Below are 23,925 nucleotides of genomic sequence, written 5' to 3'. Positions count from 1 at the left end.
TGGTCGGCCGCTGCGCGGCCTCGCAGATCGCCTCGGCATCGGCGGCGTCGTTCTTCTGCCGCTTCACGAAAGGCTTCACATAGGATGGCGGGATCAGACGAACGGTGTGCCCGAGCTTGCCGATCTCGCGCGCCCAGTGATGCGCCCCAGAACAGGCCTCCATGGCGACCAAGCAGGCCGGCTGCCCAGCGAGAAACGCAAGCACCTTGTCGCGTCGCAGTTGCTTGCGGAAAACAATGGCGCCCGCCGCATCGGCTCCATGCGCCTGAAACACATTCTTCGCTAGGTCCAATCCGATCGTGTTAACTTCCATTGTGGACGCTCCCTCTCTTACGGTGGCTGTCAAACACCACCATTCTGGCACATCGATGCCGTCGAGGGGGCGTCCACCCCATCACTATCGACAGTGCCCCCGAGATCCGCATCGAGGGTGTCCGCGATCAAGCCTGCGGCGGCACCTGCGCCGCAGTGGTAGAAACACGAAACTATATGGTCAGGTTTCGAATATACAGGAGGTAAAATAGAAAAACTGTTAGCAATATCGAAATAACCGTCCAAATAGTAAACCAAATTATTCTCGCAATACGACTCTTTCGACGCTGTATCCATCGAGCGAACTTTACCATCAAGTAATCTAGGATGACGTCCAAATGTCGCCTCCAACGGCCATTCGCTTCGGATTTTGGCCTTCGCCCGACTAATTCTAATAAGTCAGTTGGGGCCAAGCCCATTCACTCAACAATATTCCTATCTCTATATCGTGGCGGGACAGCACCCCCTCTGGCGGAGCAACGGAGCAGTCTCACTGCCTTGCAACGGTCAACGCTATTCTCCCCCTCCCGCATCGACCACGAATCCGCCTATAGTGCCCCATGCCGATCCGCCAGCTTTCCGAAACGATGATCAACCAGATCGCCGCCGGCGAAGTCATCGAACGTCCGGCAAGCGTGGTCAAGGAACTGGTCGAGAACGCGCTGGATGCAGGCGCTACCAGAGTCGAGATCGTCACCGCCGGCGGCGGGCTGAACCTGATCCGCGTCAGTGACGACGGCTCGGGCATTCCGGAAAAGGAACTGGCGCTGGCGATTGCGCGCCATTGCACCTCCAAGCTCGCCGACAACATTCACGACATCCGCTCGCTCGGCTTTCGCGGCGAGGCCTTGCCCTCGATCGGCTCGGTGGCACGGCTGTCGATCCGCTCGCGCACCGCGTCCAGTGAAAACGCCGCCGAGATCGGCATCGAGGGCGGCCGCGTCTCCGCGGTCAGGCCGGCGGCGGCCAATCGCGGAACCACGGTCGAGGTGCGCGACCTGTTCTTCGCCACGCCCGCAAGGCTCAAATTCATGAAGGGCGAGCGCGCCGAAAGCACGGCCATCGGCGACGTGGTCAAGCGCATCGCCATCGCCTTTCCCGCCGTGCGCTTCACCCTGGCCGGCCCGGACCGCTCGACGCTGGAACTGCCGGCGACCGACGACAGCCCGGAAGGCCGGCTGCGCCGGGTGGCGCAGGTGATGGGCGCCGACTTTCCGGACAATGCGATCGCCATCGACGCGATGCGGGACGGCGTGCATCTCGCCGGCCATGTCTCGGTCCCCTCCTTCACCCGCGCCAACGCGCTGCAGCAATACGCCTATGTCAACGGCCGTCCGGTGCGTGACAAACTGATCGCCGGCGCCATTCGTGGCGCCTTCGCCGACGTGCTGCCACGCGACCGCCATGCCGTCACCGTGCTGTTCCTGACGCTCCATCCGGCGATCGTCGACGTCAACGTCCATCCGGCCAAGGCAGACGTGCGCTTCCGCGACCCGGGGCTGGTGCGCGGGCTGATCGTCGGCGCCATTCGCGAAGCGCTGGCCAATGCCGGCATCCGCCCCGCCACCACAGGGGCCGCCGGCATGATGGCGGCGTTCCGGCCAGGCGCGGCATCCTATGCGCATGGCGGGCCGGCCAACGGTCACCGCAGCTACGAGGCCGCTTACCGGGCCTCAGGCTTTGCCGGGTTCGATCCTGGCCGTTCGCCACAGCGGCCGCTCGATATGGGCGACGGGTTCGGCGAGGACGAGCAGGCGGCCTTCGACGCCGGGCCGCTGCACAGCGCCGATGCGCGCGCCGGGCAAAACGAAGCGGCGGAAACGCTGCTCGGCACGGCGCTGGGCGCGGCGCGCGCGCAAGTGCACGAGAATTATATCGTCGCCCAGACCAGGGATTCTCTTGTCATCGTCGACCAGCATGCGGCGCATGAGCGGCTGGTCTACGAGGCCTTGAAGAACGCCCTCCACTCACGCGCGGTGCCGTCGCAGATGCTGCTGTTGCCCGAGATTGTCGATCTGTCGGAAGAGGATGCCGAGCGGCTTGCCAGGCATTCCGAGACGCTGGCCCGCTTCGGCCTCGGCATCGAGCGCTTCGGCCCCGGTGCCGTCGCGGTGCGCGAGACGCCATCGATGCTCGGGGAGACCAACGTCCAGCAGCTGGTGCGCGATCTCGCCGACGAGATCGCCGACAACGACACGGTCGACACGCTGAAGGAGCGGCTGGACAGAATAGCCGCGACCATGGCCTGCCACGGCTCGGTACGTTCCGGCCGCCTGCTCAAACCGGAAGAGATGAACGCGCTGCTGCGCCAGATGGAGGCGACGCCCGGCTCCGGCACCTGCAACCATGGCCGCCCGACCTACATCGAGCTCAAGCTGGCGGATATCGAGAGGCTGTTTGGGAGGCGGTGAGAAGGTCGCTCGCGCTGGCGCTGTCTATAACTCGCTAGCAAGGCTGGTTCCACAGGCGGCTTTAATCATCATCTGGGGGTTCGAACTTCTGACGGACAAACTTCCCCTCGATTCTCAAAAACGCACTTCCACAAGGCGCCTCTAAACAAGAGGTAATGAGCGGGTCGTAATTCGCAATTGTATTGACATCGTACAACCCGGAATTGTTGGGGTCGTTGATGTATTCGTCAGATTCATCGCCTGCAAAAAAGCACCATCCGCTATCAACCGGATGATCTGGCGTTTCGCGGTAAAGATAGCCTACTTGCGCGCCATCCACGGTGATGCGGTCGGTCGCAATACAGCTGCCGTAACCAACTGCTATTGGGCGAAACGTCGAACCATCCCTGAAAAACGTCTTAGGCATTCAAAGCTCACTGGTGGCAACCGTACTTCTAGTTAAATCAGCCGCGTACGCCACCAGCAGTCAAGCACTAAAGCTCTCATCTCTTCAAATTCACCACAATGACGCCGCCCAGCGCCAGCGCCCCGCCGATTATGCCGAGCAGCGTCGGCACCTCGCCCAGCCAGAAGAAGCCGATCAGCGTCGCCATCGGCGACACCAGATAGAGGAAGGTCGAGGCACGCGCCGCGGGCAGTCGGGAAAGTGCTGTCGCCCACGCGGCATAGGCGATCAGGCTGGGTACGATGCCGAGAAAGATGACGGCGCCGAGCCCGGCGGTGTCGGCGACCGCCGCCTGCGCCAGACCGCTCGGCAGGAACGGCGACAGGCAGAGCGCGCCAAGCACCATGTTCGAGGCCGAGATCGTCAGCGGGTGATGGTGGGCAAACAGCGGCTTCTGGACGATGGTGTTGACGGCCGAGCACAGCGCCGAGCCGAGGACAAGCAGCGCACCATTGTTGAAATGCAGCCCTTGCCCCTCGCCCATGGCGATGATCCCGATACCGGCGAAGGACAGGAATGTGCCGGCCCAGGCGAGGCCCGAGAAGCGTTCGCCGAGCAGCGCCATGGCCATGATGGCGGTGAAGATCGGGCTGACATTGATGATGAAGCCGGCCGCACCGGCCGAAACGGTCAGCTCGCCGAAATTGAGCATCACCGTGTAGAGCGCGACGAAGACGGCACCACCGAAGACAAAGCGCCAGAGTTCATCGAGCCTGGGCAGCGCCGGCCGCTTGACCGCGAGGAAGATCGCCGCCGGAACCGCGGCGATGGCAAAGCGCAGCGCGCCAAGTTCCAGCGGCCCGAAAGCGGCAAGGCCGGCGCGGATCGCCGGAAAGGCGGAGGCCCAGCCGACCACCGTCAGCGCCACCGCGATGGCAGCCGTGGCATCCATGCGCTGTGTCGTATTCAACGTGCCGGTGTAAGCGCTCATCTGGGTGTCCTCGCGATCCAATGCCATGAAGTAGAGAAACGCTATTGCGGGTCGGTTGACAAACGAACAAATCGAGGATCACCTGTGACTATGGATCACAGCTTAGACCCGATGCTGCCGCTCGAAACGCTGCGCGCCTTCGACGCCGCGGCTCGGACCGGCAGCTTTTCGGCGGCGGCCGAGAAGCTCAACATCACTCACGGCGCCGTCAGCCGGCAGATCGCCAAGCTCGAGGGTTGGCTCGGGCTGAAAGTCTTCGATCGCGGCGCCCGCGGCGTCTCGCTGACGGTCGAGGGCAATCGCCTGCATCTGCGCACCACCGAAGCCTTTGCCCTGATCGCCAGCAATTCGGATCGCTGGGTCGAGCCGCGCGGCACGGCGGTGGTGCGGCTGACCTCGATCCCCTCGGTCAGCGGGCTGTGGCTGATGCCGCGCATGGCGGCGCTGGAGAACCACCCGTCCAAGCTGCGTATCGTGCTCGACGTCGACATCCGCCAAGGCGATCTTGCCGACGAGGGCATCGACCTGTCGATCCGCTGCGGGCGCGGTCGCATTCCGGGCCGGATCTCGGTGCAGCTTTTCGAAGAATATGTGTTCCCGGTCGCCTCGCCGGGACTGGCCAGGGAGATCGGTCGCGGAGATCCCGCCCGACTGCTCGAATTTCCGGTGATCAATGATTCCGACGCTTCAGCCTGGCGCGCCTGGTTTGCGGCGCAGGAGATGGACTATCGGCCGCGGCCGCACGACCGCCGTTTCGAGGACTACAACCTCGTGCTCGACGCCGCCGCGCACGGGCTCGGTATTGCGCTGGCACGTCCGCCGTTGACGGTGGACCAATTGAAATCGGGCCGCATCGTCGCCGTAGACGAGCGCAGTGCGCTAAGCCCGATATCTTACTGGCTCGACCGGCCGCTGGGGCGCCCGCGCGCCGCCGCCGCCGAACTCGCCCGGCGCATCGCGGTCCAGGCCGGGCTGCCAGCGGAGAAGATCGAAGAGTTCCTTGAGGTAGAGAGCTAGGAGCGACGGACAAGCGCTGATCTCCCCCCTTGTGGGCCCTTGTGGGGGAGATGCCCGGCAGGGCAGAGAGGGGCGCGAAGGATCGCTAGCTCGCTAACTTTGAGACCAGCCGAGAACAAGCTGAGGACGCAATCGCAATCGATTGAGAGGTCCGCGGGACAGCGCCCCCCTCTGTCCTGCCGGACATCTCCCCCACAAGGGGAGAGATCGGCCGTCATCAACGTCAAGCTTGACCTCGCCGCAATTTGTGGCGATGACATCGTCATGAATTTCGGCACCACCCCATGATGAACCGTTTCGAAGGACCCGGCGGCAAGGAAGCCCGCATCCGCTATCTCGACGGCGACTTCCAGGTGACCAGCCCCGGCGCCTTCGTACGCTGCGCGGTGACCGGCGAGAGCATCCCGCTCGACGAGCTTAAATACTGGAGTGTCGCCAGGCAGGAACCCTATGTGAACGCCGCTGCCTCGCTGCGCCGCGAGATCGAAGCGCATCCGGAACTGCGCCGCCGACGCTAGTCCAGCGCAAATGGAAGCAGCCCCGTTGCGATCCTGCGCCCTCTGCCGCGGCGTCAGGCCGGCAACACCGAAACCTTAGAGGCCATGAAATAAAAAACCCGCCTCAAGTTCGAGGGCGGGCCACCGGCGAATCATCACCATACCCAAATTACTAGCATAGCTGCCGGCACAAAGCAAGAACAAAATACGTTCGACCGGCGGAAAGCCGCAAATTCCAGTCCCGCATTGCCTCGGTGCTCACGCTTCTGGTCAGCCTTTAAGCCGGCGCTGCCGCCAGGCATCCAGCGTCTCGTCGATGATGCGTTGCGGCACATGGTCGAGCTCGAAGACGGTGTCGATCTCCAGCACATCGAGCCCGTCGAGGAATTCCGGCGGTGCCGCGCCGTGACGCAGGCGGGCAGCGTCCTTGGCGGTGGTAATGAGACCAAGCCCGGCTTTACGTGCTGTCGCCGCCAATTCGGCAAGCTCGTCCGCACTGTAGAAATGATGGTCAGGAAACGGTCGGGTCAGCGCAAGCTCGCCGCCGGCCTCGGCTACGGTGTCGAAAAACCTGTCGGGATGGCCAATGCCGGCGAACGCCAGGAACCGCCTGCCGGCCAGCGTCACCTTGCTGCTCGGGGCAGTGTGCGCCTCGAAGATCGGCCTGCCGGCGCGCGCTGCCTGGCGCACGACCGTATCGGCCGCGGTGCCCTCGCCCATCTTCAGCAAGGCGCTGGTGAAGACCAATTGGTCGACGATCTTTGCCCGCAGCGGCCCGCCGGGGATGACGCGGCCATTGCCGATGCCATGTCGCGCGTCGACGACGACGAGCGCATAGTCGATGTGGATGCGCGCGCTCTGAAAACCGTCATCCATGATCAGGAAATCGCAGCCGAGCTTCTCCAGCAGAAGCCTGGCGCCGGCGGCCCGGTTCGGCGTCACCGCGACCGGGGCGTGTTCGGCCAGAAGCAGCGGCTCGTCGCCGACATGCTTGGCGGCATCGTGGTGCGGATCGACGATATGCGGCCGCGCGAAGGAGCCGCCATGGCCGCGCGACAGGAAACCCGGATTAAGCTGCATGCGCCTGGCCTGCTCGGCCAGCGCGATCGCCACCGGCGTCTTGCCGGTGCCGCCGACGGTGAAGTTGCCGACGCAGAGCACCGGCGCCTCGACCTTTTCACGCGGCGCGTGCCGCATGCGGCGACCGGCGACAAGCGCATAGACGGCGGAGAGCGGCGACAGCGCCGTGACCCGCCAGTCCGGCTCTTCCCACCAGAAGGGCGGCGCTTCCGAGGTCACGTCAGCGCCCGTTCGCGCCCTTCAGGCGCGACTTGACGACCAGCGGCTGGATATAGGGCTCAAGCGACCTGAGCGTATGCGCCAGCGCACCGCGCATCTCGTCGACCGTCGCCGCACCCGCCGCCATCATCTCATGGCGGGCCGCCTCGTTGGTCAAAAGGAAATTAACGGCGCCGGCCAGCATATCGCGGTCGCGCACCAGCTTGGCGCCGCCGCTATCGAGCAGGCGCTGATAGGCCTCGCGAAAATTCTGGACGTTGCGGCCGGCAAGCACTGCCGTCTCCAGCATGGCTGGTTCCAGCGGGTTCTGGCCGCCCTCGGAAGTCAGCGAACGGCCGACAAAGGCAATTTCCGTCAGCCTCAGATAAAGCCCCATCTCGCCGATCGTGTCGCCGAGCAGAATATCGGTGTCGGCGGTGATCCTGTCGCCCTTGCTGCGCTGCGCCAGCTTCAGGCCCATGCCGGAAATCTGGGCGGCCAGCTGCCCGGCGCGATCGGGATGGCGCGGCACGATGATCGTTAAAAGCCCGTGGTGGCGCTTGTGCAGCATGGCGTGAACTTCGGCGGCGACCGCCTCTTCGCCGTCATGGGTCGAGATCGCCGCCCAGGTCGGGCGGCCGCCGATCTGGCGTTTCAGCGCCGCCAGTGCCCGCTCGTCGGCCGGCGGCGGCGCGGTGTCGACCTTGAGATTGCCGGATACAGTGACCGGCCTGGCGCCGAGCGAAAGGAAGCGCTCGCCATCGAGGTCCGACTGGGCAACGACATGGGCGAGATTTTCGAACAATGCTTCGGCAATGTTGGCGCGCTTCTTCCACGACTTGAAGGAGCGGTCGGACAGCCTGCCGTTGACCAGAACCTGCGGCACGCGGCGGGCGCCGAGTTCCAGGATGGTCATCGGCCAGATCTCCGATTCGGCGATGATCGCCAGGTCCGGCTGCCAATGGTCGAGGAAGCGGCTGACCGCCGGCTTGAGGTCGAGCGGCACATATTGGTGGATGATGCGGTCGCCCAGCCGTTCTTCGGCGACCTGCGCCGAGGTGACCGTGCCCGTCGTCAGCACGATGTTGACGCCGTAATCGAGAATGCTCTCGACCAGCGGCACGACGGCGATGGTCTCGCCGACGCTGGCTGCATGGATCCAGATCACCGGGCCTTCGGGGCGCTCGCGTCCGGCGACGCCGTAGCGTTCGCGCCGGCGAATGCGATCCTCCTTGCCTCTGGAAGTGCGCCAGGCGACATAAGGCCCGGCCAACGGGTAGGCGGCCGCCCCCGCGAAACGGTATGCGGTCAGGAAGGCGCGCGCCCAGCGCACACTCATTTCGAACCGTCCACAAGGCGATAGGCCTCGGCGGTCGCGGCATTAAGCGAGGCCGTGACCTCCTGGCGCTTGCGTTCCATTTCGGCGGCGTCGGCGTTGGCCGGCACGAAGACAGGCGTGCCGACGACGATCGAGGAGCGGCCGAAGGGCAGGTTGATCGTCGTCTTGTCCCAGCTGCCCTCGATCACCTTGCGGCGGCTGGTGGCTATCGCGGCAGGCAGGATCGGCCGGCCGGACAGCCGCGCCAGAAGGACGACGCCGAGCCCCGCATCGCGCGGCGTGCCGTGGGGAATATCAGCAATCATGGCGACATTCTTGCCGGTGGCGAGCGACTTTTTGAGGGCGATGAGCGCCTTGGCCCCGCCCTTGTCGAGATGCCTTGCGCTTTCGCGCCCGCCAGAGCCGCGCACCGCCTCGATGCCGAATTTCTCGACCATCAGCGCGTTGAGCTCGGCATCGGCGCTGCGCGATACCATGGCAACCAGCGGCCGTCCCTTGGGATAGTAGGCCGGGGTCAGCAGGTGCTGGCCGTGCCAGAGCGCGATGATGCCAGGCTCGAGCTGCGCATAGGCGCCGCCGGAAAACTTGGCCGATCCGTCGACCATGCGGTTGGTCAAGCGGACAAGGCGGACGAAATACGCAAACAGCGCGGCAAGCGCATTCTTGACGAATCGCGACTGCGCCAGCGGTTCGCGGATCTTGCGCCAGAACGTCTTCGGCTTGCGACGTCTGACCGCCGACCGCGGGGCTGATCGCTTGACCGCTTCATGGTTCATCGATGTCAACCGACAGCCTTGTTTTCGGGGTCGAGGAGGCGGTGCAGGTGAACGACGAAATAGCGCATATGGGCATTGTCGACGCTAGCTTGCGCCTTGGCCTTCCAGACGGCGTGCGCCGATTGGTAGTCCGGATAAATGCCGACAATATCGAGCGCGTCGAGATCGCGGAATTCGGTGCCGCCCAGCTTCTTGAGTTCGCCGCCGAACACCAGGTGCAAAAGCTGCTTCTTTCCGTCTTCAGCGGCCATGTCGATCCTTCACATATCGTGAGTTTGGGACAGGTCTAGACCAAAGCCGCCGACTTTGGAACTATTGATAGTGGTCAATTGTCCAGCCCGGCGATGACGCCGGCGAGCACGGCGAGGAGTTCGCCGCTGCCGGCGGCGAGCGGTCCGTGACGGATCACTTCGCCGGCATAGAGCGGCGCGCGGCCATGCCGATCGAGCAAGGCTCCGCCTGCCTCGCGCAGGATGAGATCGGCCGCGGCGATGTCCCAGTCATGTGCGTTGGCCTTGACGAAGGTGGCATCGAGCTGGCCGCCGGCGATCATCGCCAGCCGGTAGGCGAGCGAAGGAATATAGGGCACGCGCTTCAGCCGTTTGTGCCATTTCGCCGGCAGCAGGTCGATCATCGCCTTCGGTCCGGCGATTTCGGCCGTTTCCGCCGGCGGACGCACGCTGATGCGCCTGCCGTTCAGGAACGCGCCCTCGCCCGGCAGCGCCCAATAGATTTCGCCCTTCGCCGGGCAGTCGAGTACGCCGGCAAGCGTTCGGCCGTTCTCGACCACAGCGACGCTGACGCACCATGTGGGCAGGCCCTCGAGGAAGCCGCGCGTGCCGTCGATCGGATCGACGACGAAGGTGCGGCGCGCGACAAGCCTTACCGGGTCGTCGACGGTTTCCTCCGACAGCCAGCCATAATCCGGCCGGGCCGCCAGCAAGGTCTCGCGCAGATATTTGTCGGCGGCGTGATCGGCTTCGCTGACCGGCGAGGTGCCGCCCTTCATCCACACTTGCGGATTGTTGTTGAAGTATTGCATGGCGATGAGCCCCGCCTCGCGGGCGGCATCGCGCAACAGCTGCAGGTCTTCAGTAGCGCCGGCTGAGACGGCCGGGTCAAGCTCCGGCAAGGGTCATTCCTTCGATCAAAAGCGTGGGCGCGGCGGTGCCGAAATTGCGGTCGAGATCGCTCGCCGGAACCATGTTGAGGAACATCGTCTTCAGATTGGAGGCGATGGTCACCTCGGCGACGGGATAGGCCAGCTCGCCATTTTCGATCCAGAAGCCGGAAGCGCCGCGGCTATATTCGCCGGTCACCATGTCGACGCCCTGGCCGAACACTTCGGTGACGTAGAAGCCGGTCTTGAGCGACTTGATCAGCTCTTCCGGCGTATTTTCCCCGGGCTCGATGGCGAGATTGGTCGACGACGGCGAGACCGACGAGCCGCTGCGCGAGCCGCGCCCATTGGTGACGAGGCCGAGTTCCCGAGCCGCCGAAGTCGACAGGAACCAGTGGTTGAGCACGCCCTTGTCGACCATGAACAGTTTTTCGCCCTCGACGCCTTCGCCGTCGAACGGGCGCGAGGCCTGTCCACGGCGCCGGAGCGGCTCGTCGGTGACGGTGATTGCGGCCGAAGCCACCTTCTTGCCCATCATGTCGCGGAGAAAGCTGGTCTTGCGCGCCACCGCGGCGCCATTGATGGCACCGGCAAGGTGGCCGGCAATGCCGCGCGCCACACGCGGATCGAACACCACGTCGACAGGCCCGGTCGCCGCCTTGCGCGCGCCAATGCGGCGTACAGCGCGCTCACCGGCCTTGCGGCCGATGTCTTCCGGCGCGTCGAGATCGGAAAAATGCTGGCGCGAGGAGAATTCGTAGTCGCGCTCCATGCCGGTGCCCTCGCCGGCGATCACGCTGGTCGAGCGCGAAAAACGCGAGGCGACGTAGTGGCCGACGAAGCCGTGCGAGGTGGCGAGCACCAGGCCGCCAAGCCCGGCACTGGCGCCACTGCCGGCCGAATTGGTGACGCCCTTGACGGCAAGCGCCGCCGCTTCGGCGGCAAGCGCTGCTTCCTTCAACTGGTCCGCCGACACCTCGGTGGCGTCGAACAGATCGAGGTCGCGCGGTTTCTTGACCAGCAAGGCCGGGTCGGCGAGGCCCTGATAGGGATCCTCGGGGGACACCTTGGCCATGGCGACCGCGCGCTCGGCCAGCATATTGGGGTCGGATGCCGCTGTTGCCGAAACGCTGGCTACCCGCTTGCCGACGAAGACGCGCAGCGAGACGTTCTCGCTCTCGGACGCCTCTGTGCCTTCGACCTTGCCAAGCCGCACCGACACGCCGGTCGAGCGGCCACGTACCGCAACGGCATCGGCGGCATCGGCGCCGGCCCGTTTGGCAGCCTCGACCAGGGCCGCGACGCGATCGGTCAGTTTCGCTGCGTCGAGCGTATCGGTCATGCGCATGATCCCGTTATTTCCGGCCGGCTGAAGGGCAGCCGCTGCTGCACCATCTATTGTCCCGATGCCGCTTCTGCAATGGGAGAAGCGGACAATCAGGAGGCATCTAGCCCCAGGTCGGCGCGACCGACCCAGAGATGGTGCGTCCTTCCAGACGCACAAAGGACGGCTTAGATCCGAGGTGGCCGTGACCGAAAGCCGCGACGGCGGCACCGCTGCCGGCGACGAGTCGAAGATGCGGCGTGTGCGACCGTCAGCCTGTAGAGTTGGGATCGGCTGGATCCACCCACGGGCGGCCCAACCGTGTCACCATCGCCGCGTACCCGACGGCACCTGCCGCCCAAAGGAAGATGCCAAGCTCTTTGACAGCGTCTTCGGCGATGTCGACCGCCGAACCCGGGCTAGGAAACAGCTCTCCCAGCTGGTCGATCGCTGCTGACATCGCGAGTAGGAAGCCTGCGGCCACAAATACGATCGAGCCGTCGAATGTCTTCCGTCGCAGCCGAAAGAACCAGAACAACCCGGCGACGGCGTAGGCAATCATCGTAACAATCTCTGGTATCGCGACAAACGGCAGCACGTCCTCATGGATCAACAACAGGTCATCGAGGCCCATGACCAAGGTAAGGCCGCCGAGAAACGTGCAATCCCATCGGTGCGTGAGCAGACCGGCAAACAGGGTCGCCGCGCCGGTGCCGATCCACAGTGAAGCACCTAGGGACGAAATCCACCCCGTATAGAAGCCGACATCCGCGGCTGCAGATGGATCTCGATAGAAGATTGTAGCGTCCAGACCAAGAGTTTGCGCGACGAACAGCGCGGCCAAGAGCATCACAACATTAATCGCCACGGCCGCAAGTATGACTAGGCGCCAGGACATTGTCCATTCGCTGCTATGTTTTGCGTTCAGCGCGTTTTTGTCTGGCATTGTGCCGAAGGCCATTCTGAGTACGACGGCCGATAGCTCCGCGGCGCCGAGAACCCCGCCAGCACTATGCCGGCCCACCATGATCGTGGCAACACACGGAACGGTTGCAGCGTCTCGCACATGACGAGGTCGTCGCGGTGCAGTTCCTGGCCAGCGCCAACCAACGCACCATGCCGCTCGAAATGTTCATCGGCTTGCGCGAAAGCTCTCCCCGGCAATAGCGCCGCCGCCACGCTGATGATGGGGCTGTCGATAATCCTCCTGGTCGTCGCCAATCTTCTGGCTCGACGGAGCCGGCGGCGGCCTGGACCGACCATCTGATCCTGGCTTTCAAGCCGGGCGAGATCGGCTTCTCCAACCTTCCTCAGGGACCAGCCACCGGCGTCCAGATCACGTCGTCGATCCTGAGCGCGCCGGTGGCGAGCATCACCAGCCGGTCGAAGCCGAGCGCCGCGCCGCTCGCCTGCGGCATGATGGCGAGCGCGGCGAGGAAATCCTCGTCGATCGGGTAGCGTTCGCCATAGACGCGCTGCTTCTCATCCATTTCGGCGGCAAAGCGCCGGCGCTGCTCGGCCGGATCGGTCAATTCGCCAAAGGCGTTGGCGAGCTCGACGCCGCAGCAATAGAGCTCGAAACGCTCGGCGGTGCGTGGATCGTCGGCGCTCGGCCGGGCCAATGCCGCCTCCGAGATCGGATATCCGAAAAGAATGGTAGCGCGCCCCTGCCCCAGCGCTGGCTCGATTTTTTCGACCATCACCCGGCTGAACAGGTCGGCCCAATTATCGTCGGGCGCGGTCCGCAATCCGGCCTGGACCAGGGCGGCATGCAACCCCGCGCGGTCGGTGTTGCCATCGGCCGCAACCGTCGCCAGCAGATCGATGCCGGCATGGCGCATGAAGGCTTCGGCGACGCTCAACCGTTCCGGCCCGGCGAACGGATCGGCCTCACGGCCGCGGAAGCTAAAACGCTTCGCTGCGGCCCGTTCGGCCGCCAGCGCTACGAGCTCGGCGCAATCGCGCATCAGGCTCTCATAGGTCTCGCCGACACGGTACCATTCGAGCATGGTGAACTCAGGATGGTGCAAGGGGCCGCGCTCGCGGTTGCGCCAGACAGCCCCGAGGCTGAAGATGCGCTCCTCGCCGGCGGCAAGCAGCTTCTTGCAGGCGAATTCCGGCGACGTGTGGAGGTAGAGCGGCTGGCGCTGCCCGTCCGGCCCGATCGCCTCGGTGGCAAAGGCCGACAGGTGCGCTTCATTGCCGGGCGAGACCTGCAGGGCCGATGTATCCACCTCGACGAAGTCGCGGCGGGCGAACCAGTCGCGCATCCCGGCGGCAATGGCATTGCGCAGGATCAGCCGCGGCCGGCGGTCGGCGTGGACATGCGGCGTCCACCACGGCGAGGCGGCGGTCATCGGCTTCAGGGGAATTGCACAGAGGGCTGGCGATTGCGGCCAAGATGCGCTAGGCCGCACGCAACGGCCTCTCCAGCCGATTTGCGCCAACAAATTTTATCAGGATGGAAACCCGTGAAGGTCATCGCCAGCTCCTTACGCAAAGGCAACGTCGTCGAAAAGGACGGCAAGCTTTATGTGATCCTCTTTGCCGAAAACATTCATCCTGGCAAGGGTACGCCGGTCACCCAGCTCGACATGCGGCGTATCTCCGACGGGGTAAAGGTTTCCGAGCGTTACCGCACCACCGAGCAGGTCGAGCGCGCCTATGTCGAGGAGCGCGAGCACACGTTCCTCTACCGTGACGGCGAAGGCTTTCACTTCATGAATCCGGAGACTTACGACCAGGTCGCGGTGCCGGAAAGCGTGGTCGGCGACATGGCGCCCTATCTGGTGGAAGGCATGCCGGTGCAGATCTCGCAATACAACAACATCGCCATCTCGCTGGTACTGCCGCAGCGCGCCACTTTCGAGGTGGTCGAGACCGAGCCGGTGACCAAGGGCCAGACGGCGTCCTCGTCCTACAAGCCGGCAACGCTGTCCAACGGCGTGCGTACCCTGGTGCCGCCACACATCAGCGCCGGCACCCGCGTGGTGGTGATGACCGCCGATGGCGCCTATGTCGAGCGCGCGAAAGATTAAGGCGCGAAGTCTGACACGCCTCGCCGAAGGCGTCGCGGCGGCCGGTCATCGTCTACCGCTTTGTGCCAGGGGCTTTCGAGCATTGGGACGCTGCACCCGGACCGAAGCGTCAACGCCCTGCCAGTTCTTTCCTATTGCACGACGCCAGCGGGCAATCTCTGAGCCTCGAGCAACGCCGACCGTCCCTTTCGCCAGGTGCCAGGTGGAATGCCGACGAACTTTTTGAAGGCGCGATTGAAGGCGGCTTCCGACTCGTAGCCGACCTCGGCACCCGCTTGCGCGATGCTCATTTCGGGGCGTTCGAGCAAGCGTCCTGCCAGTTGCAGACGCCAGCGAGCAAGATAGTGCATGGGCGAGACCTCGACATAGTGGGTAAAGCGGCTCGCAAACGCCGTGCGCGAGAGCCCTACTTCGCGGGCGAGCCGGTCCAATGTCCATTCCTCCCTGGGGCGAGCGTGGATGAGCCGGAGCGCCTCGCCGACATGTGGATCCCGTAGGCCTGACAGCCAGCCGCGCGAATCGTCGGGCAGGGTCTCGAGATGGCGGCGGATGATCTCGACAAACATCAGCTCGCTCAGCTTGGCGAGTATCGTCTCACAGCCCGCCCGCCCACTGCCACCTTCTGCCAGCGCCAGCCGAAAAAGGTCGATAACCCAGCTGCTTCCATCGGCGGGCTTGCGGGCGCACAGGATGGCCGGCAATGCGGCCAGGAGAGGATTGAAGGGACGTGCATCGCAGCCAAGATACCCGCAAATGAACCGGGTCCGCTCGTCTCCGCCGCCACCATGGATCACCGCGAACGGCAGGCTCTCGTCTATCGGCCGATAATACATCGCCATATTGGGTTCGCCCCGCACCCCCGGCGAGGAGCTCAACACGTTCGGAACACCACCGGGGAAGACAACGACATCACCGGCGTTCACGAGCACCGGGGGGACGGAATCGTCTGCCAGCGCGGCCCAGCACGATCCCGACATCACGGCATGAAAGGAAATGATGTGCTCTGCCTCCGGCATGACGGCGGCGGCAATGTCGGCAGTGCCCGGCGACTCGCCAACCCAGGGAGAACTGGCGTTGACGTCGAAATAGATCGCACCGGTGAGGCGAACGGCTCGGAGCACATCGGAAAGGACATCCATGCAACACCTCCGGAAACGATCGGCTACTCCCTTTGACAACGAGTTTTTCGGCCAGGCATCTCGAACTATCCGGCAATATTGCCGCCCGAGCAACCATCCATCCGGTCTAATCCTACTCTGAACGATCGGGCAACAGAAATGGACGATGTGACATTTCCGGGAACAGCGGACGGGATTAGCGTTTCATCGGCCGGCCGACAGGTCCAATAACAGGGAGGAATGTCATGCACGATGAAGACATCACCAAATTCGCAGCAAGCCTGCGAGGCGAAGTCATCCGCGCCGGCGACGCCCGCTATGACGAGGCCCGCAAGCTCTACAACGGCATGATCGACAAGCGGCCGCTGATCATCGCCCGCTGTGTCGACGTCGCCGACGTAATCACAGCGGTGAATTTCGGCCGCGACAACAATTTGCTGGTTGCGGTACGTGGCGGCGGCCATAATGGACCAGGATTGGGGAGCTGCGACGACGGTCTGGTGATCGACCTGTCGGCGATGAACGGCGTGCGCGTCGATCCGGATGCCCGCACGGCGCGGGTAGGCCCGGGCTGCACTCAGGGCGACCTCGACCATGCCACCCATGCCTTTGGCCTGGCCGTACCGGCGGGCATCATCTCGACCACTGGGGTCGCCGGACTGACGCTGAGCGGCGGCCATGGCTATCTGACGCGCAAATATGGCCTGACCATCGATAATCTGGTCGAGGCCGATGTCGTGCTTGCCGACGGAAGCTTCGTCACCGCCAGCAAGGAACGGAACCCCAACCTGTTCTGGGCGCTTCGCGGCGGCGGCGGCAATTTCGGCATCGTTACCAGCTTTGTGTTCAGGCTCCACCGGGTCAGCATGGTCTTTGCGGGGCCGATCGCATGGGATCAGCGCCACGCCCGCACCATCATGCAGCATTATCGCGAGTTCCTGCCGAACGCGCCCGAAGAACTCGGGATCTTCCTCGGGCTCAAGACCGTCCTGTCGAGCGCACCCTTCCCGGAAGAGTTTTGGGGAAAGCGGATGTGTCTGCTGATGTGCTGCTACAACGGCCCGGAGGAAAAGGGCAGAGAGGCGCTGGCCCCGCTGCTCGATGCGCTGCCCGCGCCCTGGTTCAACTGGATGGGAACGATGCCCTATCCCGCGGTGCAGAGCATGTTCGATGGGCTCTACCCGAAGGGAATGCACTGGTACTGGCGGGGCGATTTCGTCAAGACGCTGTCCGACGAGGCGATCGACGCCCATCTCGAGCAGGCGGCGAAGACGCCGAGCGAGCTATCGCTCATGCATCTCTACCCGATCGATGGTGCGGTCCATCGCGTCGGCAAAGACGAGACACCCTGGAATTACCGTGATGCGACCTGGTCGATGGTCATCGCCGGGATCGATCCGGACCCACAGAAAGCGGGGCCGGTGACGCGCTGGACCAAGGTCTACTGGGAGGCCGTGCATCCGTTCGATCTGGGTGGCGCCTACCTGAACTTCATGATGGATGACGAGGGCGATGCAAGGCTCAAGGCGGCTTATGGCGACAACTATGAGCGCCTGGCTACGCTGAAGAAGAAATACGACCCGAACAACCTCTTCCGGGTGAACCAAAACATTCGACCGGCTGCTTGACGGCGGCTCTTGTCAGGCCGGCAAGCGTACCGGCCGGCCCAGCTAAGGCTCGGCCGGTACGATAGCTTGCCGGTCAGGACGCTCTGATCCAGACCAGCATCTCGCCGGAATCGTGGTGTCCCGGGCGAAATACGGCACGGTGACTTTTGCTGCCTCGACCGCCGGTGATTTTTCAAACGCCTCTTTCCTGTCAACAGCCGACAGCGTGACGCCGCCGGGCACGTTCGAGAGCTGACTACATTTGAAACCAGGCCAGACGACCGCCGAGTGGCGTCCAATGAGCCATGCCGGGCTGCTTTTCAGGCTACCCCGCGCTTCTGATCGTGGTGGGCCGCGTACTGTCCATGCACAAGTCCGGACCTGTTTGGCGACACCATCATTGACTGGATCGTTCGCACATGATCGACAAAATGACCCGGAAATGACCGAGATACAAAGCTTTCCTTCAGTTGTGCATCAATAAGCCGCGACAATTTTTTAGCAATCTTTAGGCAAATTCTCAGGTTTATCGACAAACAGCAGACAATTCGGCAGCAGACAATTCGGCACAACGGTCTTTACTGGATTTATGTGGATGGCAATGCATCCCTACTTGACACCGGGACAAGCTGAAGAGCTATGCTGAACATCGGTCGCAAGTTTGCGCGGAGGGAATCTGTTCATGGATTTCATCGAGAGTTGGTTTGGTATTTCCCCTGACGGCGGCGACGGATCGACCGAAGCTCTCTACATACTTGCCGTTGTCGCAATATTGGCGCTCGCATTCCACAAGCACATCGTGCAATTCGCGCGCGGTTTCTTCGCGCGGAAATAGCCCGCGTACCGTTCGAGCCCAGCTTTATTCGTCTGACCAGAGTACAAACGGCACCAGTCGTCTGACACGCCAATTCACTGTTGCCGCGCGAATCCCGTTGTTATCAGAGCGTTGCCCTGCGTTAGCTTCAGAGGGGAAGTCGATGCGAGGAATAGCGGCAATCCTGCGAGCACTGTTCTCCGCCTGGATTCCGGCACTGATCGAGATGGCTCGCCGTTTCTGTCGCCGGTGGCGGCTAGGGGGTGACCGCCGGGTCGACCAGAAAGGGTCCCGGGCGCATTGCGTACCGATCGATCACCCTGCTTTCTGCCGGCCTGACCCGCTGATCTACGATCAGTATTACCTGATCGGCCTTGGTCTCGCGGTCACCTGGGATAATCCCGATATCGAGCTACGCCAGGGTGGTGTGCCCGTTCCCGCCGGCAGGTTGCAGGCGGACACCGACTACGAGGTGCGGGTTCGCGTCTGGAACGCCTCCCCGGATGCCGTCGTCGTCAAGATGCCGGTCCATCTGTCCTATCTGTCGTTTGGCATCGGAACCGTGTCGAATCCGATAGCCACCAGGCCGGTCTCGGTCGGGGTGATCGGATCCGCCAGCCAGCCTGGGTTCGTCTCCTTCGACTGGCATACGCCGCGGCAAGCAGGTCACTATTGCCTGCAAGCTTTGCTCGACCCCGCCGATGACGCCAACTTCGCCAACAATCTCGGGCAAGAAAATACCGATGTCGGACTGGCGCAGTCGCCAGCAACATTTCAATTCGAGTTGCGCAACGCTACCCGTCGGCCGCATCGGTACCGGTTCACCGTCGATGCCTACACCATTCCGCCGCTCGGCCCCTGTCGCGACGACCGGCAGCCAACGGAAGAAAGCGCCAAGGCGGAGCAAAAGCGCCGGCTGGCGGCACACTTGCCGTCGGCTCATCCCCTGCCGCCGGGCTGGAAGGTCGAGATTTCGCCTGACCTGCCGTCGCTGGCGCCGGGCGAACAGGTGACGATCACGGCGGTCGCTACGCCGCCGGACGGCTGGACCGGCCGGCAGGCCCTCACTCTGAATGCGTTTGACGAGGGTGACCGCGCCAGCGGCGGCGTCACCTTGACCGTCCTCAGCAGCTTGGAGCCGTGATGGCCACCGACGACAAATCCTGGACCAAGTGCACGACCGCCGACGAGGTGATTTCGGTCAACCAGTACATCAGCGCGGCGATTACCAGCGGCATATTCGCAGCCGTGATGGTCGTGGTGGTGGTCGCGATGGGCGAGCCGTGGTGCATACCGATCGCGCTGGTGGTGACTGAGATTGTGTGGATTCTCGCTTATTGCGACTGGTGGCTCAACAAACGGCTGGTTTGCCTGGGCGAGCCGGTGAGTATCGTCGGCATGGTCATCAGCATCGAGCCGCCGTCGGAAAAGACCTGGCCAGGAAGCCTGGACTCCGACTACAGCCTCAATTTGCTGCTGCCGAACAACCCGGTGGGCGTCTCCCAGGCCGTTGCCGCCGCCAGTGCCCCGTTCGGCTATCTGATGGCCGAAAACGCAATCACCTCCTCGCACGGCTTTCTGTTCACGGGGAACCCGGCGGAGGACAAGGTGACCGGAGTAAAGTCAGAGGCGCTGCATGTGGAGTTAGAAGGGGCATCGATCCATGACCTGCAGACCGTCAACATCCTCGCCCTAGCCGCGGCATTGATTGCGCTGGCGGTATGCATGTCGGGCGTCGGCGCGGTCGTCGCCTACGTATTGGCGCTTCTCGCCTTGCTCGCTTCGCTGCTCGGCGCGGCCTTCAGCAGTTCGGACACCGCCAGTCCGAGCGATGCCGGCCTGCCGAGCATCGAGACCAACAAGGGCGACGGAACCGGAGCGACAATCCTGGGGGTGACCGGCCGGTGGGTCTATGATGCCGGACACATCCACGACAGCTTTCATGAAGGCCACAACGAACTGCATCCGGTCCAGCAGGCCCAGATTCTGGGACGGCCATGGGACGGCGACTGGCCCGACGATATCGACGAAATCGTTCGGGGCTACCAGGACGGCTACGCGCAGTCTCAGGATCCGCTCACCAAGGCGCAACAGGCCCGGCCCGGCTCCCGGTGGTCGGTCCATCCCTATGTTGACGGCTGCAACGACACCGTCCGGCCAGATCAGCCTCCGCACTAAGCCAGTCAGGCTGTTGGACACGATAGTTCGAATCCCGATACCGCGCTGGTGTACTCGGCCCTTGAGAATCCTTCAGCCTTCGGCAACATGGCGGCAAGGCTGAGAGCATGAGGATGAGCAAGGTCATTTCCGCCGCATCACGGCGTTCGCCGCGCAAGACATCGATGGCGCTGACCGAGGCGCTGGTCGCCCGCACCTTGCGTGCGGTCGAGGATGCCGGGCCGACGCCGGGCATGGTCTACATGACCGATGCCGATTACGCGCGCATTCGCGACGAGGTGCTGGCCGGCGCGCCGGGCGGGCCGGTGAAGCTGTTCGCCTATGGCTCGCTTCTGTGGAAGCCGGCCGGCGAGGTCAGGGGTGGCGAACGGGCCGAGGCGACGGGCTGGCACCGTTCGTTCTGTTTTACGGTGCAGCGCTTCAGGGGCACCGTCGAGCAGCCCGGCCTGATGATGGCGCTCGACCGCGGCGGCCAGTGTCAGGGCATGGTGTTCGAGGTCGCCGAGCCCGTGGCGGCCAATCTCGAAACGCTGCTGCGCCGCGAGATGACCATCCTGCCGGCCGTCAACGTGCCGCGCTGGCTGCAGGTCAGGACGGGCGGCGGCACGGGCCAAGCGCTTGGTTTCGTTGTCGATCCCGCCAATCCACGCTACGCCGGCAAGCTCGAAAAGCGAGCGATAGCGGCGACCCTGGCCACGGCCGTCGGCCACTGGGGTTCGGGCGCCGAATATCTGTTCGAGACCATTCGCCATCTCGACGCCTGCGGCATCCGCGACCGCAATCTCTGGCAGTTGCAGGAACTTGTGGCCGAGGAGATCGGTCGGGCGCTGCGATCGGACTTTATTCGTCCCTGAGCCAGACCAGCATCTCGTCGGGCTCCCGGGCGAAATCGATGTTGCAGGTCGACGAGATGTCCCGCGCGCTCGCCGATGGCAGCATCGAGCATCGTGTGTCGTTCCTTCGGTTCTATGCCAGTGTGTTCGCCCATGCGCCGACAAAGGGCGGCAGCATGATGCACGTCTGCTGCTCGACAGCCTCGTTGCGCAGCCGCTCGGCGAGGGTATCGACTTCCACCTCGGCGGCGGTTGCGGTACCGACTGCCTCGGCCATCGGCAACAGGCTGCGCAACGTGCCGGCAATGTAGTCGTAGATCGGCGAGTCGGGTCCGCTGCCGGCGAGGCCGGCGGAGTTCATCCGCGGCGCCGGCAGCCCTGCGCCGGCGAACACCATGGGCAGCCTGCCACCCATGTCGACCTCGAAACCCGCGCGCTCGATCGTGTCGATGATCCAGCCGCGGCATTTGCCGAACAGCGGCGCCTCTGGAAAACTGCGGGTGAGCGGCATCGCCATTTCCTGGACGGCGACGATGCCGCCAGGCCGCAGGAAACCGGCAAGCCTGCGCAGGGTTGCGGCCGGGTCGGGCAGATACATTAGGACAAGCCTGCCGATCACCGCATCGAAGCTCCCGTCGGGCGAGAATGTATCAAGCTCGGCCGTCGTGAAACGTGTCCAGTAACACTGGCCGGATTCAGTGGCGCGCCGCTCGGCAATGTCCACAGCCTCTGCCGAGCGATCGACACCAAGCACGCTTCCCGCCGGTCCGACCAGCCTTCCGGCCAGCAAGGAGACATCGCCTACGCCGCAGCCAATGTCGAGCACGCGCATGCCGGGTCCTATGCCCGCACTGCGCAGGACATGCTCGGTAAGGTCGTGAATGAGCGCTCCCTGCAGCTCCAGGCGCTTGAATTCGCTTTGCGTGTAACCCAACGCATAGGGACGCGGATCCATGGGGCTCTGATCACGGCCGGTCTTCGGCGCATGTTCGGCAAGCAGATTGTACATGTTTGACTCCATGATCGATTTATCCGGGATTTGTGACCGCTGGGCAGCCTGATGACCGCCCGGGGCCCGACCGTCACCATCGGAGATCGGTGCTACAACCTGATTTCCGGAATCGGGAATTGCGTTACGACTGAAACAGGCGCCCGTGCCTGGCATACCACGCAAGCGGAGAACCACCCTGCGCCCGGCGTTCGGACGCCACTATGATTTCGGCGCCCGCGGAACGAACACGATATGCGGCGTCTTCGGCGGACGACCGGGCGGCACATAGTCCGGAACCGGCGTATCGTCTGCCGGGAGCGAAAGCACATATCGGTGGATGGCGCGCAGGTCGGGCTCGCTCATGGCGCGCAGGTTGAACCATGGCATGGGCGGGCGCGTCTCGATCGTGCGCGCGAACTGTACCCAGTCGTCCTCGTCCATGGTCCGCAAAAATTGGCGAAGATTGGTCGGGTAAGTCGTACCCCAGGGCCCGTTGAAGCCGAGCGAGTCGCCGATCAGCCATCGATCCTGCGGAACGTTGCCGGCCTTCTCCAGGTACCCTGGCGTGTGGCAATCGTTGCAGCCGCCGATTTTCACCAGGTATCGACCGTGCTCGATCGAAGCGGTCGCGGACGCCGCGCCGACTTCACCCTGGTTGAGCGTTGCGGCGGTGAATGCTGCGGCCAGGCCAAGGGCGGCAATTGCGATGAGAGCTCTTCGTGTCATCAGCTTCTCCGCTGCTATTTGATGCCGACGATCATCGAGTGAGGCCCGGCGAGATGCTCGCAGCGGACCTCCGCAAAGCCCGCCTCCCGCATCCAGCCCATGCCGTCGGCGCGCGTGTAGTCGAACCCGCCATTGGTGTTGACCAGCATGTTGAGGCTCATCAGCAGACCCGCAGCGTTGTCCCGTCGCTCGTCATCGATGATCTGGTCGTAGACGATGAGCACGCCTTGCTTCGGCAGCGCGGAATGGGCCTTTGCCAGCAGCGCGCGCTTCACCTCCAGGCTCCAGTCGTGCAGGATATGACCCATCACCAGCACGTCGGCAGAAGGCAGCGGCTCGGCAAGGAAGTCGCCGGGATAAAACCGAAGCCGGTCTGCAAGTGCGTGCCGCTCCACATAGGCCTCGAACACCGGCCGCATCGGCGGCAGGTCGAAACCGCCGCCGGTGAGATGCGGATGGGCGCGGCCGACCTCGACCGGAAGCCTGCCTTCGGCTGTGCCGATATCGATGAAGGTACAATAGTCCGCCCAGGGAAAATGCCGGGCGAGCGCCTCCGCCACCTGGAGGCTGCCGCCGGTCATCGCCTGCGCAAACATCTTTACCTTGTCCGGGTCCGAAAACAGCATGTCGAACAGATCTTCGCCGTCCTGGGTGCCGTTTTGCGGTTTGCCCGTCCTGAGCGCGTCGGTGAGCGAGCCCCAGTTCGCGTAAAGCAGCTGACCGGCCCTGGCGAGCATCCCGCCAACATAGGTCGACTTGTTGCGGTCAAGGTAGCGGTCAGTCACGGGCGTGTTGCAGTAGACGCTGCCCTCGCGCTCAAGCATGCGCAGCGCAACCAGCGCGTCGAAGAAATCCTGCGCTCCCCGCTCATGCAGTCCGAGCCGGTTTCTCAGCGTTTCCCCGTCGAGGGGTCCGGCCGCCAACTCCGTGAAAAGGTCAAGTTCGACGGCGCTCAGCAACGTCTTCGATGCCCAGAAGCCGAGGCCGAGTTGCATAAGGCTTTCGGGCGACAGTTCTGCGACGTCATTCGCCTGTTTCGTTACCTCGGTGATGTTTGCGTCCATAAGATTTCTCCTTCCTCAAGAGACCATGACCTTTCCAAAAAATCGGTTCCCGGTTTTTCGGGATCATGGTCTGGGCGCGGGAGGACCATCGACTGGCCCGGCTACT

Annotated in this window: 24 protein-coding genes; 9 read left to right on the top strand and 15 right to left on the bottom strand. The window is 63.8% G+C overall.

The annotated features are described in order from the left end of the window. Nucleotides 1-313 (bottom strand): IS110 family transposase (locus tag NKI72_RS07475; RefSeq protein WP_352850014.1); only part of this gene is annotated, 313 nt, incomplete at its 3' end. A 559-nt stretch (nucleotides 314-872) separates the two neighbouring features. Between NKI72_RS07475 and mutL the strand changes: the two genes are divergently transcribed. Beyond that, nucleotides 873-2,723: a DNA mismatch repair endonuclease MutL gene (gene mutL, locus NKI72_RS07470; protein WP_352850013.1), complete on the top strand. Its 1,851-nt coding sequence runs from the start codon at nucleotides 873-875 to the stop codon at nucleotides 2,721-2,723. Nucleotides 2,724-2,784: 61 nt separating this feature from the next. On the opposite strand, the gene NKI72_RS07465 is transcribed toward mutL, so the two are convergent. Continuing rightward, nucleotides 2,785-3,129: a DUF2185 domain-containing protein gene (locus tag NKI72_RS07465; RefSeq protein WP_352541554.1), complete on the bottom strand. Its 345-nt coding sequence runs from the start codon at nucleotides 3,127-3,129 to the stop codon at nucleotides 2,785-2,787. Between the two features lie 76 nt (nucleotides 3,130-3,205). Further along, complete coding sequence (locus NKI72_RS07460) at nucleotides 3,206-4,099, bottom strand: DMT family transporter (RefSeq protein WP_352831743.1); 894 nt, start codon at nucleotides 4,097-4,099, stop codon at nucleotides 3,206-3,208. A 90-nt stretch (nucleotides 4,100-4,189) separates the two neighbouring features. On the opposite strand from NKI72_RS07460, the gene NKI72_RS07455 reads away from it, so the two are divergent. Both NKI72_RS07455 and NKI72_RS07450 read left to right on the top strand, forming a co-directional pair. Then, nucleotides 4,190-5,116 (top strand): LysR family transcriptional regulator, encoded by a 927-nt coding sequence (locus NKI72_RS07455; RefSeq protein WP_352685489.1) that lies wholly within the window; start codon nucleotides 4,190-4,192, stop codon nucleotides 5,114-5,116. Nucleotides 5,117-5,400: 284 nt separating this feature from the next. After that, complete coding sequence (locus tag NKI72_RS07450; RefSeq protein ID WP_031211156.1) at nucleotides 5,401-5,634, top strand: DUF2093 domain-containing protein; 234 nt, start codon at nucleotides 5,401-5,403, stop codon at nucleotides 5,632-5,634. 249 nt (nucleotides 5,635-5,883) lie between these two features. Here the strand turns inward: NKI72_RS07450 and lpxK are convergent, their stop codons facing one another. The 8 genes from lpxK to epmA form a co-directional block, all read right to left on the bottom strand. After that, nucleotides 5,884-6,912 (bottom strand): tetraacyldisaccharide 4'-kinase, encoded by a 1,029-nt coding sequence (gene lpxK, locus NKI72_RS07445; protein WP_352831745.1) that lies wholly within the window; start codon nucleotides 6,910-6,912, stop codon nucleotides 5,884-5,886. 1 nt (nucleotide 6,913) lies between these two features. Beyond that, nucleotides 6,914-8,230: a lipid IV(A) 3-deoxy-D-manno-octulosonic acid transferase gene (gene waaA, locus NKI72_RS07440; protein WP_352474386.1), complete on the bottom strand. Its 1,317-nt coding sequence runs from the start codon at nucleotides 8,228-8,230 to the stop codon at nucleotides 6,914-6,916. After that, nucleotides 8,227-9,006, bottom strand: a complete 780-nt coding sequence (locus NKI72_RS07435) for a lysophospholipid acyltransferase family protein (RefSeq protein WP_023717166.1) — start codon at nucleotides 9,004-9,006, stop codon at nucleotides 8,227-8,229. Before NKI72_RS07435 ends, waaA begins: the two co-directional genes overlap by 4 nt. Before the next feature lie 5 nt (nucleotides 9,007-9,011). Beyond that, nucleotides 9,012-9,257, bottom strand: coding sequence for a DUF4170 domain-containing protein (locus NKI72_RS07430; RefSeq protein ID WP_023674378.1), 246 nt, complete (start codon nucleotides 9,255-9,257; stop codon nucleotides 9,012-9,014). 74 nt (nucleotides 9,258-9,331) lie between these two features. Then, on the bottom strand, nucleotides 9,332-10,138 hold the full coding sequence (locus tag NKI72_RS07425) for a 3'(2'),5'-bisphosphate nucleotidase CysQ (RefSeq protein WP_352831747.1): 807 nt from the start codon (nucleotides 10,136-10,138) through the stop codon (nucleotides 9,332-9,334). Then, nucleotides 10,125-11,468 (bottom strand): TldD/PmbA family protein, encoded by a 1,344-nt coding sequence (locus NKI72_RS07420; protein WP_352831749.1) that lies wholly within the window; start codon nucleotides 11,466-11,468, stop codon nucleotides 10,125-10,127. Before NKI72_RS07420 ends, NKI72_RS07425 begins: the two co-directional genes overlap by 14 nt. 253 nt (nucleotides 11,469-11,721) lie before the next feature. Continuing rightward, the gene (locus NKI72_RS07415; protein WP_352685493.1) at nucleotides 11,722-12,411 is read right to left on the bottom strand and encodes a DUF8692 domain-containing protein; all 690 of its coding nucleotides are present in this window, start codon (nucleotides 12,409-12,411) and stop codon (nucleotides 11,722-11,724) included. Between the two features lie 349 nt (nucleotides 12,412-12,760). Then, entirely contained in the window at nucleotides 12,761-13,807 is a 1,047-nt protein-coding gene (gene epmA / locus NKI72_RS07410) for an EF-P lysine aminoacylase EpmA (protein WP_352850012.1), read from the bottom strand. 114 nt (nucleotides 13,808-13,921) lie between these two features. On the opposite strand from epmA, the gene efp reads away from it, so the two are divergent. After that, nucleotides 13,922-14,488: an elongation factor P gene (gene efp, locus NKI72_RS07405; protein ID WP_023674374.1), complete on the top strand. Its 567-nt coding sequence runs from the start codon at nucleotides 13,922-13,924 to the stop codon at nucleotides 14,486-14,488. A gap of 131 nt (nucleotides 14,489-14,619) precedes the next feature. Here the strand turns inward: efp and NKI72_RS07400 are convergent, their stop codons facing one another. After that, nucleotides 14,620-15,627 carry an AraC family transcriptional regulator gene (locus NKI72_RS07400; RefSeq protein WP_352831752.1) on the bottom strand — a complete coding sequence of 336 codons (1,008 nt, stop codon included), beginning with the start codon at nucleotides 15,625-15,627 and terminating at the stop codon, nucleotides 14,620-14,622. Nucleotides 15,628-15,851: 224 nt separating this feature from the next. Here NKI72_RS07400 and NKI72_RS07395 point away from each other — a divergent pair, with 224 nt between their 5' ends. The 5 genes from NKI72_RS07395 to NKI72_RS07375 all read left to right on the top strand — a co-directional run bounded on the left by NKI72_RS07395 (nucleotide 15,852) and on the right by NKI72_RS07375 (nucleotide 21,059). After that, nucleotides 15,852-17,234 carry an FAD-binding oxidoreductase gene (locus NKI72_RS07395; protein WP_352850011.1) on the top strand — a complete coding sequence of 461 codons (1,383 nt, stop codon included), beginning with the start codon at nucleotides 15,852-15,854 and terminating at the stop codon, nucleotides 17,232-17,234. Between the two features lie 661 nt (nucleotides 17,235-17,895). After that, nucleotides 17,896-18,048: a hypothetical protein gene (locus tag NKI72_RS07390; RefSeq protein ID WP_352474399.1), complete on the top strand. Its 153-nt coding sequence runs from the start codon at nucleotides 17,896-17,898 to the stop codon at nucleotides 18,046-18,048. Between the two features lie 142 nt (nucleotides 18,049-18,190). Beyond that, entirely contained in the window at nucleotides 18,191-19,171 is a 981-nt protein-coding gene (locus NKI72_RS07385; RefSeq protein ID WP_352831756.1) for a hypothetical protein, read from the top strand. Then, complete coding sequence (locus NKI72_RS07380; RefSeq protein WP_352474401.1) at nucleotides 19,171-20,205, top strand: hypothetical protein; 1,035 nt, start codon at nucleotides 19,171-19,173, stop codon at nucleotides 20,203-20,205. Before NKI72_RS07385 ends, NKI72_RS07380 begins: the two co-directional genes overlap by 1 nt. Before the next feature lie 113 nt (nucleotides 20,206-20,318). Further along, the gene (locus tag NKI72_RS07375; protein ID WP_352850010.1) at nucleotides 20,319-21,059 is read left to right on the top strand and encodes a gamma-glutamylcyclotransferase; all 741 of its coding nucleotides are present in this window, start codon (nucleotides 20,319-20,321) and stop codon (nucleotides 21,057-21,059) included. Nucleotides 21,060-21,171: 112 nt separating this feature from the next. Here NKI72_RS07375 and NKI72_RS07370 read toward each other — a convergent pair whose 3' ends face one another. The 3 genes from NKI72_RS07370 to NKI72_RS07360 all read right to left on the bottom strand — a co-directional run bounded on the left by NKI72_RS07370 (nucleotide 21,172) and on the right by NKI72_RS07360 (nucleotide 23,819). Next, nucleotides 21,172-22,059 carry a class I SAM-dependent methyltransferase gene (locus tag NKI72_RS07370; RefSeq protein ID WP_352474404.1) on the bottom strand — a complete coding sequence of 296 codons (888 nt, stop codon included), beginning with the start codon at nucleotides 22,057-22,059 and terminating at the stop codon, nucleotides 21,172-21,174. Between the two features lie 189 nt (nucleotides 22,060-22,248). Then, nucleotides 22,249-22,755, bottom strand: a complete 507-nt coding sequence (locus tag NKI72_RS07365; protein WP_352474406.1) for a hypothetical protein — start codon at nucleotides 22,753-22,755, stop codon at nucleotides 22,249-22,251. 14 nt (nucleotides 22,756-22,769) lie between these two features. Then, the gene (locus NKI72_RS07360; protein ID WP_352831760.1) at nucleotides 22,770-23,819 is read right to left on the bottom strand and encodes a methyltransferase; all 1,050 of its coding nucleotides are present in this window, start codon (nucleotides 23,817-23,819) and stop codon (nucleotides 22,770-22,772) included. Nucleotides 23,820-23,925: the final 106 nt, after the last annotated feature.

The sequence above is a fragment of the Mesorhizobium sp. M0437 genome (assembly GCF_040321335.1).
In the GTDB taxonomy this organism is placed as follows: Bacteria; Pseudomonadota; Alphaproteobacteria; order Rhizobiales; family Rhizobiaceae; genus Mesorhizobium.
Note: the sequence above shows the minus strand (reverse complement) of the source record. Positions and strands in the feature narration are given on the sequence as shown.

Excerpts from the sequence above, each read along its gene's own strand:
- NKI72_RS07390 (WP_352474399.1), top strand. The coding sequence starts at position 17,896 with ATGGATTTCATCGAGAGTTGGTTTGGTATTTCCCCTGACGGCGGCGAC.
- NKI72_RS07360 (WP_352831760.1), bottom strand. The coding sequence starts at position 23,819 with ATGGACGCAAACATCACCGAGGTAACGAAACAGGCGAATGACGTCGCA.
- NKI72_RS07435 (WP_023717166.1), bottom strand. The coding sequence starts at position 9,006 with ATGAACCATGAAGCGGTCAAGCGATCAGCCCCGCGGTCGGCGGTCAGA.
- NKI72_RS07380 (WP_352474401.1), top strand. The coding sequence starts at position 19,171 with ATGGCCACCGACGACAAATCCTGGACCAAGTGCACGACCGCCGACGAG.
- NKI72_RS07455 (WP_352685489.1), top strand. The coding sequence starts at position 4,190 with ATGGATCACAGCTTAGACCCGATGCTGCCGCTCGAAACGCTGCGCGCC.
- NKI72_RS07395 (WP_352850011.1), top strand. The coding sequence starts at position 15,852 with ATGCACGATGAAGACATCACCAAATTCGCAGCAAGCCTGCGAGGCGAA.
- NKI72_RS07385 (WP_352831756.1), top strand. The coding sequence starts at position 18,191 with ATGCGAGGAATAGCGGCAATCCTGCGAGCACTGTTCTCCGCCTGGATT.
- NKI72_RS07460 (WP_352831743.1), bottom strand. The coding sequence starts at position 4,099 with ATGAGCGCTTACACCGGCACGTTGAATACGACACAGCGCATGGATGCC.
- NKI72_RS07400 (WP_352831752.1), bottom strand. The coding sequence starts at position 15,627 with ATGGATGTCCTTTCCGATGTGCTCCGAGCCGTTCGCCTCACCGGTGCG.
- NKI72_RS07420 (WP_352831749.1), bottom strand. The coding sequence starts at position 11,468 with ATGACCGATACGCTCGACGCAGCGAAACTGACCGATCGCGTCGCGGCC.
- NKI72_RS07415 (WP_352685493.1), bottom strand. The coding sequence starts at position 12,411 with ATGGCCTTCGGCACAATGCCAGACAAAAACGCGCTGAACGCAAAACAT.
- mutL (WP_352850013.1), top strand. The coding sequence starts at position 873 with ATGCCGATCCGCCAGCTTTCCGAAACGATGATCAACCAGATCGCCGCC.
- NKI72_RS07370 (WP_352474404.1), bottom strand. The coding sequence starts at position 22,059 with ATGGAGTCAAACATGTACAATCTGCTTGCCGAACATGCGCCGAAGACC.
- NKI72_RS07375 (WP_352850010.1), top strand. The coding sequence starts at position 20,319 with ATGAGCAAGGTCATTTCCGCCGCATCACGGCGTTCGCCGCGCAAGACA.
- epmA (WP_352850012.1), bottom strand. The coding sequence starts at position 13,807 with ATGACCGCCGCCTCGCCGTGGTGGACGCCGCATGTCCACGCCGACCGC.
- NKI72_RS07430 (WP_023674378.1), bottom strand. The coding sequence starts at position 9,257 with ATGGCCGCTGAAGACGGAAAGAAGCAGCTTTTGCACCTGGTGTTCGGC.
- NKI72_RS07365 (WP_352474406.1), bottom strand. The coding sequence starts at position 22,755 with ATGACACGAAGAGCTCTCATCGCAATTGCCGCCCTTGGCCTGGCCGCA.
- NKI72_RS07465 (WP_352541554.1), bottom strand. The coding sequence starts at position 3,129 with ATGCCTAAGACGTTTTTCAGGGATGGTTCGACGTTTCGCCCAATAGCA.
- NKI72_RS07450 (WP_031211156.1), top strand. The coding sequence starts at position 5,401 with ATGATGAACCGTTTCGAAGGACCCGGCGGCAAGGAAGCCCGCATCCGC.
- waaA (WP_352474386.1), bottom strand. The coding sequence starts at position 8,230 with ATGAGTGTGCGCTGGGCGCGCGCCTTCCTGACCGCATACCGTTTCGCG.